At 73.3% G+C, this 18252-nt stretch carries 22 protein-coding genes and 1 pseudogene; 14 read left to right on the top strand and 9 right to left on the bottom strand.

The window, feature by feature from the left end; translation table 11 throughout:
- Positions 1-4 precede the first annotated feature (4 nt).
- Complete coding sequence (locus ACFYOS_RS16345) at positions 5-214, bottom strand: hypothetical protein (protein ID WP_387141540.1); 210 nt, start codon at positions 212-214, stop codon at positions 5-7.
- A gap of 56 nt (positions 215-270) precedes the next feature.
- Positions 271-855 (bottom strand): annotated as a pseudogene (locus ACFYOS_RS16340) (nucleotidyltransferase); the annotation flags it as partial.
- A 149-nt stretch (positions 856-1004) separates the two neighbouring features.
- Between ACFYOS_RS16340 and ACFYOS_RS16335 the strand changes: the two are divergent.
- Positions 1005-1724, top strand: a complete 720-nt coding sequence (locus tag ACFYOS_RS16335; protein ID WP_387141350.1) for a dTMP kinase — start codon at positions 1005-1007, stop codon at positions 1722-1724.
- Here the strand turns inward: ACFYOS_RS16335 and ACFYOS_RS16330 are convergent.
- Entirely contained in the window at positions 1709-2452 is a 744-nt protein-coding gene (locus ACFYOS_RS16330) for an SDR family NAD(P)-dependent oxidoreductase (protein ID WP_387141347.1), read from the bottom strand. The genes ACFYOS_RS16335 and ACFYOS_RS16330 overlap by 16 nt on opposite strands.
- Before the next feature lie 300 nt (positions 2453-2752).
- On the opposite strand from ACFYOS_RS16330, the gene ACFYOS_RS16325 reads away from it, so the two are divergent.
- From ACFYOS_RS16325 to ACFYOS_RS16315, 3 genes are all read left to right on the top strand, one after another.
- Positions 2753-3667, top strand: a complete 915-nt coding sequence (locus ACFYOS_RS16325) for a MurR/RpiR family transcriptional regulator (RefSeq protein WP_387141344.1) — start codon at positions 2753-2755, stop codon at positions 3665-3667.
- Positions 3664-4611 (top strand): N-acetylmuramic acid 6-phosphate etherase, encoded by a 948-nt coding sequence (locus ACFYOS_RS16320; protein ID WP_387141341.1) that lies wholly within the window; start codon positions 3664-3666, stop codon positions 4609-4611. Before ACFYOS_RS16325 ends, ACFYOS_RS16320 begins: the two co-directional genes overlap by 4 nt.
- Positions 4612-5059: 448 nt before the next feature.
- The gene (locus ACFYOS_RS16315; RefSeq protein WP_387141537.1) at positions 5060-6049 is read left to right on the top strand and encodes an RNA polymerase sigma factor RpoD/SigA; all 990 of its coding nucleotides are present in this window, start codon (positions 5060-5062) and stop codon (positions 6047-6049) included.
- Between the two features lie 75 nt (positions 6050-6124).
- On the opposite strand, the gene ACFYOS_RS16310 is transcribed toward ACFYOS_RS16315, so the two are convergent.
- The gene (locus tag ACFYOS_RS16310) at positions 6125-7093 is read right to left on the bottom strand and encodes an NlpC/P60 family protein (RefSeq protein ID WP_387141338.1); all 969 of its coding nucleotides are present in this window, start codon (positions 7091-7093) and stop codon (positions 6125-6127) included.
- Between the two features lie 504 nt (positions 7094-7597).
- On the opposite strand from ACFYOS_RS16310, the gene ACFYOS_RS16305 reads away from it, so the two are divergent.
- Positions 7598-8119 carry a DUF6232 family protein gene (locus tag ACFYOS_RS16305; RefSeq protein WP_387141335.1) on the top strand — a complete coding sequence of 174 codons (522 nt, stop codon included), beginning with the start codon at positions 7598-7600 and terminating at the stop codon, positions 8117-8119.
- 1 nt (position 8120) lies between these two features.
- Here the strand turns inward: ACFYOS_RS16305 and ACFYOS_RS16300 are convergent, their stop codons facing one another.
- Both ACFYOS_RS16300 and ACFYOS_RS16295 read right to left on the bottom strand, forming a co-directional pair.
- Positions 8121-8450: a DUF3817 domain-containing protein gene (locus tag ACFYOS_RS16300; RefSeq protein ID WP_302762264.1), complete on the bottom strand. Its 330-nt coding sequence runs from the start codon at positions 8448-8450 to the stop codon at positions 8121-8123.
- A gap of 26 nt (positions 8451-8476) precedes the next feature.
- Entirely contained in the window at positions 8477-8890 is a 414-nt protein-coding gene (locus ACFYOS_RS16295; RefSeq protein WP_387141333.1) for a hypothetical protein, read from the bottom strand.
- Positions 8891-9011: 121 nt separating this feature from the next.
- Here ACFYOS_RS16295 and ACFYOS_RS16290 point away from each other — a divergent pair, with 121 nt between their 5' ends.
- Genes ACFYOS_RS16290 through ACFYOS_RS16280 form a run of 3 tightly spaced genes read left to right on the top strand, consistent with a single transcriptional unit; the run spans position 9012 to position 10221 of the window.
- Complete coding sequence (locus ACFYOS_RS16290) at positions 9012-9326, top strand: DUF6158 family protein (protein WP_387141331.1); 315 nt, start codon at positions 9012-9014, stop codon at positions 9324-9326.
- The gene (locus ACFYOS_RS16285) at positions 9326-9649 is read left to right on the top strand and encodes a hypothetical protein (protein ID WP_387141329.1); all 324 of its coding nucleotides are present in this window, start codon (positions 9326-9328) and stop codon (positions 9647-9649) included. Before ACFYOS_RS16290 ends, ACFYOS_RS16285 begins: the two co-directional genes overlap by 1 nt.
- A 32-nt stretch (positions 9650-9681) precedes the next feature.
- Positions 9682-10221, top strand: a complete 540-nt coding sequence (locus tag ACFYOS_RS16280; protein ID WP_387141327.1) for a DUF1360 domain-containing protein — start codon at positions 9682-9684, stop codon at positions 10219-10221.
- 51 nt (positions 10222-10272) lie between these two features.
- Here ACFYOS_RS16280 and ACFYOS_RS16275 read toward each other — a convergent pair whose 3' ends face one another.
- The 3 genes from ACFYOS_RS16275 to ACFYOS_RS16265 all read right to left on the bottom strand — a co-directional run bounded on the left by ACFYOS_RS16275 (position 10273) and on the right by ACFYOS_RS16265 (position 12120).
- Positions 10273-10485 (bottom strand): hypothetical protein, encoded by a 213-nt coding sequence (locus ACFYOS_RS16275; RefSeq protein ID WP_387141324.1) that lies wholly within the window; start codon positions 10483-10485, stop codon positions 10273-10275.
- Between the two features lie 35 nt (positions 10486-10520).
- A complete protein-coding gene (locus tag ACFYOS_RS16270; RefSeq protein ID WP_387141321.1) occupies positions 10521-10745 on the bottom strand; it encodes a hypothetical protein in 225 nt (74 codons plus the stop codon).
- A 289-nt stretch (positions 10746-11034) separates the two neighbouring features.
- Positions 11035-12120, bottom strand: coding sequence for a 3-deoxy-7-phosphoheptulonate synthase (locus tag ACFYOS_RS16265; RefSeq protein ID WP_387141318.1), 1086 nt, complete (start codon positions 12118-12120; stop codon positions 11035-11037).
- 345 nt (positions 12121-12465) lie between these two features.
- Between ACFYOS_RS16265 and ACFYOS_RS16260 the strand changes: the two genes are divergently transcribed.
- From ACFYOS_RS16260 to ACFYOS_RS16235, 6 genes are all read left to right on the top strand, one after another.
- Entirely contained in the window at positions 12466-12678 is a 213-nt protein-coding gene (locus ACFYOS_RS16260; RefSeq protein WP_387141315.1) for a hypothetical protein, read from the top strand.
- Positions 12679-12761: 83 nt separating this feature from the next.
- Positions 12762-14060: a M16 family metallopeptidase gene (locus ACFYOS_RS16255; RefSeq protein WP_387141311.1), complete on the top strand. Its 1299-nt coding sequence runs from the start codon at positions 12762-12764 to the stop codon at positions 14058-14060.
- A complete protein-coding gene (locus tag ACFYOS_RS16250; protein ID WP_387141308.1) occupies positions 14057-15403 on the top strand; it encodes a M16 family metallopeptidase in 1347 nt (448 codons plus the stop codon). Before ACFYOS_RS16255 ends, ACFYOS_RS16250 begins: the two co-directional genes overlap by 4 nt.
- A 223-nt stretch (positions 15404-15626) precedes the next feature.
- A complete protein-coding gene (locus tag ACFYOS_RS16245; protein WP_387141305.1) occupies positions 15627-16652 on the top strand; it encodes an aspartate-semialdehyde dehydrogenase in 1026 nt (341 codons plus the stop codon).
- A 97-nt stretch (positions 16653-16749) separates the two neighbouring features.
- Positions 16750-17190, top strand: a complete 441-nt coding sequence (locus tag ACFYOS_RS16240; RefSeq protein WP_387141534.1) for a PPOX class F420-dependent oxidoreductase — start codon at positions 16750-16752, stop codon at positions 17188-17190.
- A 142-nt stretch (positions 17191-17332) separates the two neighbouring features.
- The gene (locus ACFYOS_RS16235; RefSeq protein ID WP_387141302.1) at positions 17333-17749 is read left to right on the top strand and encodes a CBS domain-containing protein; all 417 of its coding nucleotides are present in this window, start codon (positions 17333-17335) and stop codon (positions 17747-17749) included.
- Positions 17750-18252: the final 503 nt, after the last annotated feature.

The raw sequence follows: 18252 nt of genomic DNA, 5'->3' as shown, positions 1-18252 counted from the left end.
TCCCTCACGGCAGCTCCTCGACCTGGCTAGGCGCCTGCGTGCGGGTCACCCCGATGTCGCTGGTGATGGGTAAGTCCGGGAAGCGCTCGGCCACCCGGCGCAGGATCTCCTCCCGCCGGTGCGGGCTCTCCACCTCGCCGTAGAGCACCAGGCCGCGCTCGCGGCGGACCACGGTGATGCCCTGTTCGGCGACGGACGGGTCCTCGGCCAGCATGCTCTGGATCTCCGCCTCGACGTACTCGTCGGGCGGAGCGTCGCCGGGCTGTCCGGTCACGGGATCTCCCTTCCTCCGGGCGCGCCGCCGGGCAGCACGTCCAGCCGATCGAGCAGCACCAGGAACGCCTCGGCGTACGGCGAGTGCTGCGTCTCCTTCCGTACCCGTTCCCAGTCGATCTGTTCCCGCAGGGAGCGGGCGAGCGGCAGGGCGCGGGCGAAGTCGCAGTAGTGCTGCGAGAAGCTGAGCAGCTTGTGCACCATCAGCTGGGTGGCCGAGAGCACCGGCATGTGGATCGCGTCGACGGGCCGCACGATGGTGTCGGCGAAGGTCTCCTCGGTCACCGGGGTCTCGATCGGCCGGTGGATCAGGTCCACCATCCGCCCCTCGTCGTAGACCTTGACCAGCCAGTCCTCCGGCGGGCGCTCGGCGGTGAAGCCGGCCTCGACCAGGGCCTCCAGCGCCCGGTCCACGTCCTGCTGCCGGATCAGGAAGTCCACGTCGTGCTCGCTGGAGTGGCCGCCGTGGGCGTACACGGCAAAGCTCCCGCCGAGCGCGAAGGGGATCTCGGACTGCTTGAGCACGGCGGCGACCTTCTTCAGGGTGTGCACCAGGGTCTCGTCCCCGCGCTCGGCCATCTGGGTCTCCCGTCGTCGTGGGTGGCGGTGGGAATGAAGTTGCGTACCCGGCGTGCCGGTCGGTCACACCTGTTCCGGACACGGCGGGGCGAGAGGGGGACGGGAACGGACAAACCGCCAAAGTTGAGCGTCGGTCGGATAACCTCTGGCAGGTGGCCAGGTCACTGTGGGTGCGGCGCGGCAGGGCCCGACTGCGCGCCGTCGCCCTGATCGGCATTGACGGATCGGGCAAGACCACCCAGGCTCACCGGCTCGCCGAGGCGCTCACCGCCGCGGGCCAACCCGCCACCTACCACCGCAACGCCGGCGGCCGCCGCTGGCTCGGCCGCCTCGCCCACCGGCTCGGCCGGCCGGACGCCCAGCGTCTCGTCGGGCGGGACGGCCTGCTCGCCGTCGAGTCCGTGCTCCGCTGGCTCGCCATCGCCCTCGCGTTGCTGACCTGCCTGGTGACCGGCCGCACGGCGGTGATGGACCGCTACGCCGCCTGTCAGTACGCCAGCATCCGGGCGCACGGCGGGCAGCGCTGGGAACGGCTGGCCCGGGTTGGTTATCGGGTCTTCCCGGCGCCCCAGGTCACCTTCCTGCTCACCGTCGACCCGGCGGAGGCGTACCGGCGGATCGAGCGGCGTGGCACCGACCACGAGAGCATGCGCTGGCTCACCGCCGCCGCCACCGCCTACCGGGCCCTGCCCGAGTACGGCAGTTTCATCGTGGTCGACGCCAACGGCACGCCCGAGGAGGTCTCCCGCCGGATCCGGGCCCACCTCACCGGGTGGCTCCCCGGCGACCCGCCGGTGCCGCCGGGCGGTGCCCGTCCGCCCTCGGGCGGCGCGGGCCGGGACGGCCCGGTCCCGGCTCAGGCCCGCCCGTAGACCGGGATGCTCGCGCCGCTGGTCGGCGCGGACTCGTCTGAGGCCAGGAAACGGATCACTCCGGCGATCTCGGCCGGCGCGACCCAGCGCCGGTGGTCGGCCTCCGGCTGGGCGGCCCGGTTGGCCGGCGTGTCGATGACGCTGGGCAGCACCGTGTTGCACCGCACCCCGCGCTGCCGGTACTCGACCGCGACCGCGTTGGCCAGGGCGAGCACCGCCGCCTTGGCGGTGGCGTAGCCGGCCGCGCCCGGGAAGGGCGCCACCGCGGCCCGCGCCGACACGCAGACCACCGCACCGCCGCCGGCCGCCACCAGGTGCGGCAACGCCGCCTGGGTGACCAGGTACGTCGGGCGCAGGTTGATCCGCAGCATCCGGTCGAACTCCTCGACCGGGGTCTCGTGCACCAGCCCGCCGCTGGCGTACCCCCCGACGAGGTTGACCACGGCGCGCAGCGGCGCGGCCGGCTCCCCGGCGGCCGCCTCGACCGCCCGGGCGGCCCCGGCGGGTTCCAGCAGGTCCGCGGCGACGGCTTCAGGTCGCCGCGCGGCGTCAGACGCGCCGAGCTGGAGTTGTCGCCGGACCCGGACCAGTCCGGACGCCGCCGGCGCCGTCCCCCCGCCCTCCCGTTCCGGTACGACCACCCGCCACCCGGCCTTCAGGAAGGCGGCGGTGACCGCACCGCCCAGCCCGCCCATGCCCCCGGTCACCAGCACCGTGCGCTCCGCCATGAGCACACGCTAGCGGCCGGTACGGCCGGGGCGCGGTGCGGCCCGGTCGATGCCGGCCGGGCCCTCGTCCGGCCGGTCGGCCCGGCCGTCCGGCGACGCGTCCCGGCCGACCGGCCGGGGCGACGTGGACGACGGCCGATCCGCTGGTGGGCCGAGGGGGCCGACTCGACCGGAGCGGAGGAGGCGGCCGGGCTGCGGGAATGGGACCCTTGCCGCGACGAACCCGCGCGGAAGGCGGTACTTTTCCCGATACGCGCGGTCATGGTTGACGGTCACGCCTCATGAAAGTAAGTTTCATCCGTGGCGAAGAGTCCGAAGATTTCTGCGAGTCACGAGCCTGGTGGACTGATCGTCCACATCAGTGGCCTGCTCCCGTCGCTGTCCCCGGCCGAGCAGCGGGTCGCCCGGCTGGTCGTCGCCGATCCGGCGGACGCCGCCCGGCGCACCATCACCGACCTCGCCACCGCCGCCGAGACCTCCGAGGCCACCGTCATCCGGTTCTGCCGGTCGGTCGGCATGGACGGCTACCCCCAGCTGCGGATCCGGCTCGCCGCCGAGGCCGCCCGCCGGGTCGAGCCGCCGGACGCCCGGGTGGTCGGTGGCGACATCCCGCCCGGCGCCGACCTGGCGCAGATCATCGCGACCATCGCCTTCAACGACGCCCGGGCCGTCGAGGAGACGGCCGAGCAGCTCGACCCGGCGGTCTGCGAGCAGGTGGTCGAGGCGATCGGCGCGGCCGGCCGGATCGACGTCTACGGCGCCGGCGCCAGCGGCTTCGTCGCCTCCGACTTCCAGCAGAAGCTGCACCGCATCGGCCGGACCGCCTTCTACTTCCCCGACGTGCACACCGCGCTGACCTCGGCGGCCCTGCTCGGCCGGGGCGACGTCGCCGTCGGCATCTCGCACACCGGCACCACCTCGGACGTCATCGAGGTGCTGGAGCAGGCCCGGGCCCGGGGCGCCACCACGGTCGCGCTGACCAACTTCCCGCGCTCGCCGATCACCGAGGTCGCCGACTTCGTGCTCACCACCGCCGCCCGGGAGACCACGTACCGCTCCGGCGCGATGGCCAGCCGGCTGGCCCAGCTGACCGTGGTCGACTGCCTCTTCGTCGGGGTGGCCGCGCGCAACCGGGCCAAGGCCCGGAAGGCCCTGGAGGCGACGGCCGAGGCCGTCCAGTCGCGCCGGGTGGGCTCCGGGCGGAGGCGGGCATGACCACGGGCCGCGTGGAGCGGGACGAGGTGGCCGTGGTGCGGCCCACGGTGCGGGTCGGCGCGCCCACCGAGCGGCGCAACCCGCACAGCGTGGACCTCGACCTGATGTCGACGCGGGACGTGCTCACCGTCATCAACGAGGCGGACCGGCGGGTGCCGGCCGCGGTGGCCGCCGTACTCGACGAGATCGCCGAGACCGTCGACCTCGCGGTGGCCGCGCTGCGCGGCGGGCACCGGGTGCACTACTTCGGCGCCGGCACCTCCGGTCGACTCGGCGTGCTGGACGCCGCCGAGCTGGCCCCGACGTTCAACTCGCCGCGGGACTGGTTCTGCGCGCACCTGGCGGGTGGCCCGGAGGCGATGTGGCGGGCCGTGGAGGACGCCGAGGACGACGACCGCGCGGGTTCCGCGGAGGCGGCCGAGTGCGTACGCCCCGGTGACCTGGTGGTCGGGCTGGCCGCCAGCGGTCGCACCCCGTACGTCCTCGGGGCGCTCGACGCGTCCGGGGCCCAGGGCGCCTCGACCGTGCTGCTCTGCGCCAACCCGGAGGCCGAGGCCGCCTCGGCGGTGGACGTCTTCATCGGGGTGGACACCGGACCCGAGGTGGTCACCGGGTCGACCCGGATGAAGGCGGGCACCGCGCAGAAGTTGGTGCTCAACACGTTCTCCACGGCCGTCATGGTGCGCCTCGGTCGGGTCTACTCGAACCTGATGATCGACATGGTGGCCACCAACGCCAAGCTGCGGGGCCGGATGATCTCGATCCTGATCGAGGCCACCGGCTGCCCCGAGGAGGTCTGCCAGGCCGCGCTGCACGAGGCCGACGGCGATCTCAAGACCGCCCTGGTCTCGCTGGTCTCCGGCGCGGAGGTGCCCGCCGCCCGGGCCGCCCTGGCCCGCTCCGCCGACCAGGTACGCGGCGCGCTGGCCCTGCTCGCCTCCTGACCGGCGCCGCCCGCCCCACCGCCCCCGCCGCGAGATGCGACGCGCATCACGCTGCGCCGGGGACGTCTCTCCCGCTGCGGATTGTTCAAGGAGGGGTGGGGTAATCCTCACCCGTGGCTGAACCGACCGGTCCACGGACGCGTATCTCGCAGTGACCAGGATCGCAATGACGCGGTGACGCGGGTCGCTGTGTTCATGGATTTCGCAATGGTGCGATTCCATGGGCGGACGATGATTCCGCAGCTCCGACGCCCTGCCGCCAGGGCGTACGCGAGCCACCCGAGCAGGGGTCCTGACAGCAAACATGGACCGGGCTCACAGCTACTACTCAGGCATTCGTGACAGTTTCGACTCACGACATGGAATCCCCGACGCGTCTCATCTGTTGTGTAGGTGTCAGCACCTACGGGCACAGCGGAGGTTACGGGGAGGGCTGATGAACGTGGGGATGGCAAGGAACCGGGCAACCGGCGCGAGCGAGGGGACCGTGGCAATCGTGGACAAGAACATCGGCATGCGTACCGACGAGGTCGCCGAGGAGCGGGACCTGGTCGGCGTCTACCTGCACGAGATCTCCCGGACGCCGCTGCTGGACGCCGCCAAGGAGGTCGACCTCTCCAAGGCGATCGAGGCCGGCCTCTATGCCGAGCACCTGCTCGGTGAGGACCGCGTACCCGCCGGCGTCGACCGGGAGGACCTGGAGCGGCTGGTCGTCGAGGGTGAGCGCGCGAAGGACCTGTTCATCCGCGCCAACCTGCGACTGGTCGTGTCGATCGCCCGCCGCTACGTGCGCTCGGGCATGCCCATGCTGGACCTGATCCAGGAGGGCAACACCGGCCTGGTCCGGGCGGTCGAGAAGTTCGACTACGAGCGTGGCTACAAGTTCTCCACCTACGCCACCTGGTGGATCCGCCAGGCCATCAGCCGGGCGATCGCCCAGCAGGAGCGGACCGTGCGGCTGCCCGTGCACCTGGTGGAGGACGTCAACCGGATGCGGAACGTCGCCCGCCAGCTCACCCGTGAGCTGGGCAGCGACCCGGAGCCGGAGCAGATCGCGGCGGCGCTCGGCGTCACCGTCGAGCGGGTGAACGAGCTGGTCCGCTGGTCGCAGGACACCGTCTCGCTGGACACCCCGGTGGGCGACGACGGCGACACCAACCTCGGCGACCTGGTCGCCGACAGCGACGCCCCGTCGCCCGAGGACATCGTCCTCACCGGCCTGGAGCGGCAGCGGATCGAGGGCCTGCTCAACCACCTCGACGACCGCTCGGCCGGCATCATGCGGGCCCGGTACGGCCTGGAGGACGGCCGCGAGCACTCGCTGACCGAGGTCGCCTCGCGGTTCTCGCTCTCCCGCGAGCGGATCCGCCAGCTGGAGATCCAGGCCCTCGGCCGGCTCCGGGAGCTGGCCCGGGCCGAGGGGCTGCAGGCGGCCTGAGCTGGTAACAATTGACACGACGAACGGCCGGCGTCCGATAGGGGGACGCCGGCCGTTCGTTGTGTATCCGAGGGGTCAGCGCACCCGGCCGTAGCCGGCGATGGACATGATGTTCATGCCCCGCTTGCTGACGTTGCGGCCCGCGCTGGGCGCGTCGATGATCTGGCCGCTGCCCACGTAGATCGCCACGTGCCCCAGGCCGGAGTAGAAGACCAGGTCGCCGGGTTTCAGTTCGCTGCGGCTGATGCGCGAGGTGGCGTCCCACTGCATCGCTGCGTTGTGCGGCAACGACTTCCCGGCCGCCCGCCAGGAGGCGAGGGTGAGGCCGGAGCAGTCGTAGCTGCCGGGGCCGTCGGCTCCGTAGGCGTAAGGCTTGCCGACCGCCCCGTACGCGTACCGCACCGCCACCCCGGCCGAGCCGGAGATGGCCGGGGCGCTGCCGGCGGAGCCGGATCCCGTCGGCGCCTCGGTGGCCCGCCCGTACGCCTGGCGGCGCAGGTCGTAGAGGCGGGAGAGATCCGCCTCGATCTTCTTCTTGCCCGCGGCCAACTGCTTGGCCTGTGCGGCCTGCCGGGCCAGCGTGGTGTCCAGCCGGGTCTTCTGGTCGATCAGCTTGCGCTGGTTGACGGTGAAGCCGTCGATGGTCTGCTGACGCTGCCGGCTCAACTGGTCCAGGGCGCCCAGCCGCTCCGGCAGTGACGTCGAACCGCCCGGCTCCAGCAGGGCCTGGGCGGTCCGCATCCCACCGGTCTTGTACGCGGTGACCGCGAGGATCCCGACGTCGGCGCGGCTCTGCTCGGCCTGCGCCTGCAACGGGCCGATCTTGGCCTGCAACGTGGCCGCGGTGGCCTTGTTGGCCTTGATCTCCTCGTTGAGCTTGTTGTAGGACTCGACGATTCGCTCCAGCTCAGTCGAGGACTTCTCGATCTGCTTCGTCAGCTCGGCCGGGGTGGGCTGGGCCCGAGCCACCGATGCCGGGGCGATGAGCACGGCCGAGAGGCCGGCGACCGCCAGGCTGCGCAGCAGAATCCGTAAGGACGACAAGAGCGGAAAGCTCCTCTCCAACCGTCGCCGGGCGGGCGATGCGCACCCCGCGACACCGGCCCGGGGCCTTCCGGGTGGATGGCGGTCGACCGGACCGGCCCGCCCAACCTAACCCGTGACGGGAGTGGCGGGGAGTTGAAGCAGGGGCAAATGTTGGCAAAGTGTCAGAAAGTGAAGCTGATGACGGTGACGCTTCGTGACCGGTTTGCCGGCCGGCCGTGGCGGCCGACGGGGCGGATGGGCGGATAGTGCGGCTGGCCCGATTCGTCGTTCTCGGCGGATGTCGGCAGGCAGCGCGGCACCGAATGCGGATAAAGACGGAAATGGCCGCTGTTTCCCGGTGGAAGGGGCGCCGCGTCCGAGGGCCTGAGCAGGGAAAACGCCGGGCCGGGGGTGGCGCGACCGAAACACAATGAACGCGCGGATCCGGGAATCCCGCCGCACGGCATCGACGCGGCTGGTCGGTGGCGCGGAAGCCCGGCGCGCGATCCCTGGGAGGACGCCGTGCAGAGCGATGGCTCCACCACCCGCCCACCCCGCCCGACCCGGGCGGCGGCCGCCCCGACCCTGCTCTACGCCCGGCCGGGCATCGTCGTCACCGCCGAGCGCTTCACCGTCGGCCGCGCCAGCTGGCCGGTCGCCGAGCTCACCCAGGTCTGGACCACCCGCGGCCCGCATGACCGCCTCGCCCTCCGGGCGGTCGGGGTCACCGCCGCTCTGATCGGTGGAGTCGGAGTGCTGCTCGGTTTCACCGGCGGACTGCAACGGCTCACCGCGGCCGCCTACCTGGCGCTCGGCACGGTCGGCCTGCTGCCGGTGCTGCTGGTGGTGCTCGGCGACCGCTGGCGCCCCCCGGCGTACGAGCTGTGGGGGCGGTACCGGGGTGCCCAGGTGCTGCTGTTCACCACCGACGACGAGCGGCAGTTCGGGCAGGTCACCCGGGCCCTCCAGCGGGCCCGGGAGGGCGTACGCCTCGGTGGCTGGGCAGACCCGCTGGCGTCCACCGTGTGGCGGCCGAACGGCTGACTCAGCCGGCGACCGGCTCCGGGGTCCGGGGCCGGTCGGCGTCGGCCAGCCAGTGGCTCACCCGGCGCTCGGCGTAGAACGACACGAACGGCACCGTGCCGGCGAGCATCACCAGCAGCATCCGCTTCAGCGGCCAGTCGACCCGCCGCGACAGGTCGAAGGTGAGCGCCAGGTAGATCATGTACAGCCAGCCGTGCGCGGTACCGACCACGGCCACCACCGTCGGGTAGTCGAAGAAGTACTTCAGCGGCATGCCGATCAGGACCAGCACCACCAACGCCACGCCCACGATCCAGGCGATCACGCGGTACCGGGTAAGGGCTCCGCCCACCGTCGTCCGTCCTTCCGAAGCCGGCCTCAGCCGGGATAGTCACCGGGCCTCGCGCCCGGGTTGGCGTTCAACCATGACAGGTAGCGGTTGTACTCGGCGAGGTCGCCGTCCTCCGCCCCGTCGACCGGGGCGGCCGGCACGCGGCTGACCCGCACGGGTCGGCGTACCGCCGGGGCGGCGGCGGGCTCGGGCCCGGCGGCCGCCGGCGGCGCCGGGACGGCCACCTCGGGCGTGCCCCGCCGCGTGTGCCGCACCTCACGCCACCAGACGAAGACCACGAAGCCGGCGAAGACCGGCCACTCGATCGCGTACCCGAAGCTCAGCGTGTTGCCGCCGGCGGCCCGGGTGACCTGCCACCAACCGAGCCCGAGGAAGCCCACGACCAGCACGACCATGGCCACGTGGCGGGCGATCCACGCCGGTGTCCAGAGCCGCTTCATGCCATCGAGGGTACCGGGGCCCGCGCCCGTCTCCGACGCGGTGTCGTAGGTGGCGGGGTTTGGTGGCACCTCGGGTGGGCATCCGTCTAGACGCCAGCCCGAACGAGACGAGGGGGCGACGATGACCGAATCAGTACGCCGGGGCGACGCCAGCCCGGAGCAGCGGATGCCCGAGTGGGACGGCGACCACGCCCGGACCGAGACCGTGACCGCTGACGTCGACCGCGACCTGCTCGGGGTGGACCCCGCCGAGCTGGGGGACGAGGACCTGATCCGGGAGATGCACAGCCTGCACCGGACCCGGCTGGACACCCTGCGGCACGCCACCGACTCGGCGCTCGCCAACCACCTGCGCCGCACCGCGGAGCTGGAGACCGAGTACCTGGCCCGGCACCCGGGACGCGAGGTGGACCCGAGCCGGCTGCGGGGGGCCTGATGGCCAGCCACGCCGAGCGCGGCATGTCCGCGCCGCCCGAGGTGGTGTTCAACACCGCCACCGACCCGGACCGGTCGGCGGCCTGGCTGCCGGAGGAGCTGCGGCGCTCCGGGACGCACCGGGTGGAGATCGTCGACACCGAGGACATGCGGGCGCGCTGGAGCTCCGAGTCCGCCGGCTGGTCGGCGGACATCGACGTCGAGCCGGCCGACGCGGGGGGCGCCCGGGTCCGGCTGGAGCTGGCCGGCACCGACCACGGAATGGCCGACGAGATCCTGGCGAGCCTCGCCCGCGAGGTGGCCGACAACCTGACCGCCGGCTGATCCGGCGCCGCCACGAGAACCGAGGAGGCCGGGTGACCGGGAGTGGCCTGAAGCAGAAGGTGGCGCGGCTGCGGCAGGCGTACGCGCCGCACGAGCACCGGCCGCTGGGCGGCTACCTGGCGGCCATGGGCAGCTACGCGGCGGTGACCGCGTCCCTGGTGGGCCTGGTGAAGGCGACCGGGCGGCCGGTGCCCGAGCGGCCCAGCCCGGCCGACGTCGTGCTGCTCTCCATCGCCACGCACAAGCTCAGCCGGCTGCTGTCCAAGGACGCGATCACCAGCCCGCTGCGCGCGCCCTTCACCCGCTACGACCACCCGATCGGCAGCGGCGAGGTGATGGAGCAGGTCCGGGACCAGGGCAGCGCCACCCGGCACGCCGTCGGCGAGCTGGTGAGCTGCCCGTTCTGCCTGGCCGTCTGGGTCGCCACCGGGCTCACCGGTGGACTGGTGCTGGCGCCCCGGCTGACCCGGCTGGTGGCCACGGCGCTGACCGCGATCGCCGCCTCCGACTTCCTCCAGATGGGGTACGCCGTCGCCCAGCAGGCGGCCGAGGGCAGACATCACGGGGAGTGAGCGGATATGACGCGGGGCCGGCGCACCACGCCGGCCCCTCGCTCGTGCCGCTCAGGTGGGAGACGTGCCGTGGTTCTCGCCGGCCCAGCCGCGCGCCGCCTCCGGCTCGCGTTGGCCCTCGTCCTCGCCGGTGATGATGTCCTCGTCCACCGCGGTCTCCTCGTGCTCCTCGGCGAAGTCGGCGTCGGCGTACGGGTCCGGCGCCGACGGCGGATCACCGAGCGCCTCGATGTGGTGCTGCTGCCCCTGGTCGCGGTCGGTCATCCCACTGTCCTCTCCGTCGTGCTGTTCCGGGCCGCTCAGGCCACCGTCCCGCCGAGCAACTCGGCCGCCTCGTCGACCGCGTACTCGCCCTGGGGGAGCGCGGCAATCCGGGCGAGCAGCTCCGCGGGCAGTTCGGCGGCCACCGCGCGACGGTAGATGTCCGCCTGGGTGACCCGCTCCTGGCCGTGGTAGATCTCGTCGAGCAGTTCGTCGAGCGGTCGGGTTTCCGGCTGCTCGGTCGCGGGCGCGTCGTCGGTCACGCCGATCAGCTACCCGGGCCCGAATCGGTCAAACGTCACCGCCGCCGGCGCGCGGGGCGACGTGACGGCGGACACGCTGCCGCCAGGAACACCGGACCCGGGCCGGTCGTTGTGCAGAGCGTCGGTGTGTCCAGTGTCCCCGGGCCTCACCTAAATTGCCTTCGCGGAATACCGTCCGGCTGGAGCCGCGTCGCGCCACTCGCCGAGAGGCGACCTGCACACCGACACCCAGCGCCGCCCGGCCCTCACGAGGGGCCGGGCGGCGCTCTTTATGTCCCCGGGTTGCGGCTCAGGCGGGGGTGGGGAGGGTGGCGCGGCGGGCGCGGACCGCGGCGGCGAGGTGGTCGAGGACCTCGGCGGTGGTGTCCCAGCCGATGCAGGCGTCGGTGACCGACTTGCCGTACTCCAGCTCGCGGGTGGGGTCGAGGTCCTGCCGGCCCGGCTGGAGGAAGCTCTCCAGCATGACCCCGACGATGCCGCGCTGTCCGGCGGCGAGCTGGGCGGCCACCTCCGCGGCGACCAACGGCTGGTTGCGGTGGTCCTTGCCGCTGTTGGCGTGGCTGGCGTCGATCACCACCCGCTCCGGCAGGCCAGCCGCCCGGAGCAGGTCGAGCGCGGCGGCCACCGACTCCGCGTCGTAGTTGGGCCGGCCGCCACCGCCGCGCAGCACCAGGTGGCCGTCGGCATTGCCCCGGGTGTGCATGATCGCCGGCGTGCCGGAGACGTCGATGCCGGGGAAGACGTGCGGCACGCCGGCCGCCCGGATCGCGTCCACCGCGGTCGAGATGCTGCCGTCGGGGCGGTTCTTCATGCCGATCGGCATGGACAGGCCGGAGGCGAGCTGCCGGTGCACCTGGCTCTCCACGGTCCGCGCGCCGATCGCGCCCCAGGCGACGGTGTCGGCGATGTACTGCGGGGTGATCGGGTCGAGGAACTCGCAGCCCACCGGGAGGCCCAGGCGCAGCACGTCGAGCAGCAGCGCCCGGGCGGTCCGCAGGCCGGTGTTGACGTCGCCCGAGCCGTCCAGCCCCGGGTCGTTGATCAGGCCCTTCCAGCCGACCGTCGAGCGCGGCTTCTCGAAGTAGACCCGCATCACCACCAGCAGGTCGTCGGCGAGCCGGTCGGCGGCCTCGCGCAGCCGGCCCGCGTACTCCAGGGCGGCCGCCGGGTCGTGCACCGAGCACGGGCCGACCACGACCAGCAGCCGATCGTCGGCCCGGTCCAGCACCCGACCGACGGCGCGGCGACCGGCCACCACGGCCTCCGCGAGCGGGGCCTCGAGGGGCAGGTGGTGGTGCAGCAGGGCCGGGGTGGTCAGCGGAACGACACGGTCGATCCGCTGGTCGATGACCCGATGGGCGTCCGGGGTCGTCACGGTGGGGTTCCTTCCGCCGACCGTGCCCCGGGGCCGGCGCCCGAGGTCCGAGCCGGCTGCTCGTACGCGAAAGGGCAGGGAATCATCCCTGCCCGGCCGGCTCGAAGAGGAGTGACGTCAGATCATGGTCGAGTCACCGGCTCCTCCAGCCGGCTGCCTAAACCATCGATACGACCGCGTCACGCCGGCCAGCCTACCCGACCCGGCGAGCAGCTCTCACCTGTGCGTGGCGAACGCCTCGTCCTTCGCCGTGCAGCGCGGCACCACCGGTTCCTCCTCGGGCGGGATCACATACCAGGTGCGCGGCCCGTTCCGCCGTGCCCCGGCGGGGGTATGGAGCACGGCATGAGCCACGAGCAGAGCGACCAGGAGCGGATCGAGTCCCGCGCCCACCTGCTGCCCGAGGAGGCGCGGGCGGGCAGCGACGACCCGGAGGCCCAGGCCGACGCGATCCTCAGTGAATCGGACATCCGGGAGGACCGGAACGTCGCCGAGGACACCACCCTGGAACACCGGACCTCCGATCAGACCGTCACCCCCGTCGAGCCGCCCGACTGAGCGGTCGCGCCCCACCCGGGTACGGGCCGAGGAGGCTCCCCGCTCGTCACCTTTCCGCCCGCGAGATCGGATAGCGTCGTGCCATGCCCGACAGCGGTTACCCCTGGCCGATCGAGACGACCCGACTGGACAACGGCCTGCGCGTGGTGGTGAGTGAGGACCGCACCGCCCCCGCGGTCGCGGTGAACCTCTGGTACGACGTGGGTTCCCGGCACGAACCGGACGGACAGACCGGCTTCGCCCATCTCTTCGAGCACCTGATGTTCGAGGGCTCGGTGAACGTGGCGAAGACCGAGCACATGAAGCTGATCCAGGGCTCCGGCGGTTCGCTGAACGCCACCACGAACCCGGACCGGACCAACTACTTCGAGACCGTCCCGGCCGAGCACCTGGAGCTGGCGCTCTGGCTGGAGGCCGACCGGATGGGCGGCCTGGTGCCCGCGCTGACCGAGGAGACGCTGGACAACCAGCGGGACGTGGTCAAGAACGAGCGTCGCCAGCGCTACGAGAACGTCCCGTACGGCGACGCCTGGCTGCGGCTGCTGCCGCTGCTCTACCCGCCACGCCACCCGTACCACCACGCCACGATCGGCTCGATGGCCGACCTGAACGCCGCCGACCTGGCCACCTTCCAGGCCTTCCACGCCACCTACTACGCGCCGAACAACGCGGTGCTCACCGTCGTCGGCGACACCACCGCCGCCGAGGTCTTCGCGCTGGCCGACAAGTACTTCGGTGCGCTCCCGATGCGCGCGGACATCCCCGCCGCGCCGGACGGGCGGACCGTGCCGCTGACCGGCCAGCCGGCCGGGGAGACGGTGACCGCCGACGTGCCCGCGCCCCGCGTCTACGTCGCGCACCGCACCCACCCGTTCGGCACCCCCGGGTACGACGTGGCCACCGTGCTCGCCACCGTGCTCGGCAGCGGCCGCGGCAGCCGCCTCTACCAGCGGCTCGCCGACGGCGAGCGGATCGCCCAGCCCGACCTGGTCGGTGCGTACGGGGTGGACCTGGCGCACGCGCCGGCCCCGCTGATCGCCACCGCCACCGCCCGCCCCGGCGTCGACGCCGAGCGGCTGCGGGCCGGGCTGACCGAGGTGATCGACGAGCTGGCCACCGTGCCGGTGACCGCCGCCGAGCTGGACCGGGCCAAGGCGCTGCTGAGCACCCTGTGGTGGCGGCAGATGTCCACCGTGGATGGCCGGGCCGACACCCTGGGCCGCTACGCCACCCAGTTCGGCGACCCGGCGAAGGCCGGCGAGCGGCTGCCCGCCTGGCTCGCCGTCACCGCCGAGCAGATCAACGAGCTGGCCGCCGAGCTGCTCCGCCCCGACCACGACCGGGTGACCCTGATCTACGTGCCCGAGGAGAAGAGCGCATGACCCTGATCACCGAACGTCCCGGCCCGGGTGCCGCCCGCCCGTACCGGTTCCCGCAGGTGGTCCGGCGGGCCGTCGCCGGCGGGCAGGTCGTCGCCGCGCACCTGCCCGGGCAGAACCTGGCCGTCGCGCTGCTGCTCCTCGACGCCGGGGCCGGCCGGGAGCCGGTCGGCAAGGAGGGGCTGGGCGGGGTGCTCGCCAAGGCCCTGGAGGAGGGCACCGCGCAGCGGGACGGCACCGCGTACGCGCTGGCCATCGAGGCGCTCGGCACCGAGCTGGTGACCGGGCTGGACTGGGACTCGTTCCAGGTCAGCGTTCAGGTTCCGGTCGACCGGCTGAGCGCCGCCGTCGAGCTGCTCGCCGAGGGCGTCCGGACGCCCCGGCTCGACCCGGCCGACGTGCTGCGGGTCCGCGACGACGAGGCGACCGCGCTGCGGATGGACTGGGCCAACCCCGGCCCCCGGGCGGAGGCCGTGCTCCGCGCCGACATCTTCGGCGCGGAGAACCGCTGGGGCCGACCGATGTACGGCGACCCGGAGAGCGTCGCCGCGCTGGACGTCGACGATGTGACGGTCTTCCACTCCGAGTGGTTCATCCGCCCGGGCACGCTGATCGTCGCCGGCGACCTGGACCGGCTCGACCTGGACGCGCTCGCCGCCGCCGCGTTCGCCGGCACCGGGGGCGGACCGGTGGAGAAGGGCGGACCGATCGAGGTGGCGCTGCACGGCCAGCGGAAGGTCATCCTGGTCGACCGGCCCGGCTCGGTGCAGTCCACGCTCCGCCTCGGGCACCCTTCCCCGCACCGCGCCCACCCGGACCACGTGCCGGTGACGCTCGCCGGGACGGTGCTCGGCGGGGCGTTCACCTCCCGGCTCAACCACCTGCTCCGCGAGGTGCACGGCTACACGTACGGCATCCGCGGCGACTTCGCCTCGTCCCGGCGGTTCGGCCGGTTCGCGATCAGCTCCGGGGTGCAGACCGCGGTGACCGCGCCGGCCCTGGTGGAGGCGGTCGGCGAGGTTTCGCGTACCCAGCTCACCGGGGTGACCGAGGACGAGCTGGCGGTGGCCCGCTCCTGGCGGGCCGGTCAGCTTTCGGTCGAGCTGCAGAGCCCGCGCGCGATCGCGTCGGCGCTGACCACGCTGGTGGTGCACGACCTGCCGGACGACTACCACGCCCGGCTGCGCGAGGCGCTGCTCGCCGCCGACGTGGACCAGGTCTCCACGGCGGCCGCGACGCACCTGCACCCGGATTCGCTCACCCTGGTCGTCGAGGGCGACTCGGCGCTCATCCGGGACGAGCTGGTCGCCGCCGGGATCGGCGAGGTCGTCGACCACACCCCCTGACCGGTGTGACGTCGATCGCCCGGCTCCGCGCCGGGCGGCCGACGCCGGATGTGGATGCTGCGGTGCGGCGACGGGACGGCGGGTGATCTTCCGGTCCGGCCGGCCCTCGGACGTCGTCGTTGCAGCTCGCCGGCCCGCCCGCGGTGCCGGTCCGGCGGCTCGTCGGCCCGTGCGGTGGGAAAGGCCTCCCGGTCGGGCCGCCCGGCTGGGTAGCCTCGCGGGCATGAGGATCGGCATTGTGGGGGCCACCGGCCAGGTCGGTGGCGTGATGCGGCAGGTGCTGGCGGAGCGCGACTTCCCGGCGGAACAGGTGCGGTTGTTCGCCTCGGCCCGGTCGGCCGGGCGCACGCTGCCCTGGCGCGACGGGGAGGTCACCGTCGAGGACGCGGCCACCGCGGACTACCGCGGGCTGGACATCGTGCTCTTCTCGGCGGGCAAGAGCACCGCCCGGGAGCTCGCCCCACGGGTCGCCGACGCCGGCGCGGTCGTCATCGACAACTCGTCGGCGTTCCGGATGGACCCGCAGGTGCCGCTGGTGGTCGCCGAGGTCAACCCGCACGCCATCGCCGATCGGCCGATGGGCATCGTGGCCAACCCGAACTGCACCACCATGGCCGCCATGCCGGTGCTGCGCCCGCTGCACCACGAGGCCGAGCTGGTCGGCCTGTTGGTGTCGACGTACCAGGCGGTCTCCGGCGCCGGCCTGGCCGGCGTGGCCGAGCTGGACGAGCAGGTGCGCAAGGTGGCCGAGCACGCGAGCGACCTCACCTTCGACGGCGCGGCCGTGGAGTTCCCCGCGCCGCGCTCGTTCGCCCGCCCGGTCGCCTTCAACGTACTCCCGCTGGCCGGCTCGATCGTGGACGACGGCTCCTTTGAGACCGACGAGGAGCAGAAGCTGCGCAACGAGAGCCGCAAGATCCTGGAAATCCCGGGCCTGAAGGTCTCCGGCACCTGCGTCCGGGTGCCGGTGTTCACCGGCCACTCGCTCCAGATCAACGCGCGCTTCCTCCGGCCGATCAGCCCGGCGCGGGCCCGCGAGCTGCTGGACGGCGCGCCGGGCGTGGCGCTCTCCGACGTGCCGACCCCGCTGCAGGCGGCCGGGCAGGACCCGACCTACGTCGGGCGGATCCGGGCCGACGAGACCGTCGAGCATGGGCTGGCCCTGTTCTGCTCCAACGACAACTTGCGCAAGGGCGCGGCGCTCAACGCCGTGCAGCTCGCCGAGCTGGTCGCCGCCGAACGGGCCTGAGCCGGCCCGGCGGCACGCCGGGGCGGGGACCTCGCGGTACGGGCGTCGGTGCGGTGGGATGGGTACCGACCACGACGCGTCGACGCGGGAGAGCAGCATGGCGGACGAGCAGACCCGGCAGGCCCTGACCGACCTCATCGCGAGCCGCTGGCTCGGGACCCTCGCCACCATCAAACGGGACGGCCGGCCCCAGTTGTCCAATGTGGTCTATTCCTTCGACCGGGAGCGGGACCTGATCCGGGTGTCCGTCACCGACGGCCGGGCCAAGACCGCCAACCTGCGTCGCGACCCGCGGGCCAGCTTCCAGGTCAGCAGCCAGGACGGGTGGGCGTACGCGGTGGCGGAGGCCCGGGCCGAGCTGACCCCGGTGGCGGAGCGGCCGGACGACGCGACCGTCGAGGAACTGGTCGGGCTCTACCGGGCGGTGCAGGGCGAACACCCGGACTGGGACGACTTCCGGCGCGCCATGGTCGCCGAACGCCGCCTCGTGCTGCGGCTGCACGTCGAGCGCGTCTACGGGATGCCGCCGCGCGGCTGACCCGCCAGCCGGCGGCCCCGACCGTCCGTTCCTCCCCGCACGCACCCGCCCGACGGGACCCGCGGCAACCGCACTTCCGGCCCGGGTTACCCCACCGGGAGCGGCGGGTAGACCGCGGTGCCGACACCGAGAGGGGAGCACCATGACAACGGTCGGAGAGTTCATGACGACCCGGTTGGTGACGATGGACGGCAGCGACACCCTCACCGCCGCAGCCCAGGAGATGCGGGACAGTGCCATCGGCGACGTGGTGGTGACCGACGGCGACAGCGTGGTCGGCATCATCACGGACCGGGACATCACGGTCCGGGGCGTCGCCGAGAACCTGGACCCGAGCACCACCAGGCTCAACCAGGTCACCAGCAAGGACGTGGTGACAGTAAGCCAGTACGACGACGCGGTGGCCGCCGCCGACCTGATGCGGACGTACGCCGTCCGCCGGCTGCCGGTCGTGGACGACGGCCGGCTGGTCGGGCTGGTCTCGATGGGTGACCTGGCCGTGGAACGGGAACCCCAGTCGGTGCTCGCCGACATCAGCGCCGATGAGCCCAACAACTGAGCTGTCCGCCGCGGTGACGCCGGCCTCCGGTTCGGAGGTCGGCGCTCGCGCGGTGCGGGCCGGCCCCGGCTCAGCCCGCCTCGACGGTCAGCCGCACGTCGGCGGCGCCCCGAGCGGCCCCGACGGTCTCCGCCTCGGCGGCCAGCAGCCGGACCAGCCGTGCCGGTTCGGCCGTTCGTAGCGCGTCGAGCCGGTCCGCGGGCAGCCAGGTCCTCCGGCCGTCGAGGCGGACCTCCGCCAGCGCGTCCGCCGGCCACCCGGCGTAGTTCGGTGGCCGCGTAGGTCAGTGCGTCCGCGATCCGGTCGCTGACCGCCCGGCTCACCGCGCCCTTCTCCATCGGGCCGGTCACCACCGCGCGGAACGCCTCGGCGGTGGCGGTGAACGCGGCCCGCCCCAGCCGCGCCCCGTCGCGGATCTGGGTGGGCAGCCGCCGGGCCGCGTCGGGGTCGCTGAGTCGCCGACCGAGCACATTACCGCCCGGGTACGACCCGGACGGGCGTGG

Origin of the sequence: Micromonospora sp. NPDC005806, assembly GCF_042871425.1 — a bacterium.
Taxonomy (GTDB): domain Bacteria; phylum Actinomycetota; class Actinomycetes; order Mycobacteriales; family Micromonosporaceae; genus Micromonospora.
This window is presented reverse-complemented; position numbering and strand designations above follow the sequence as displayed.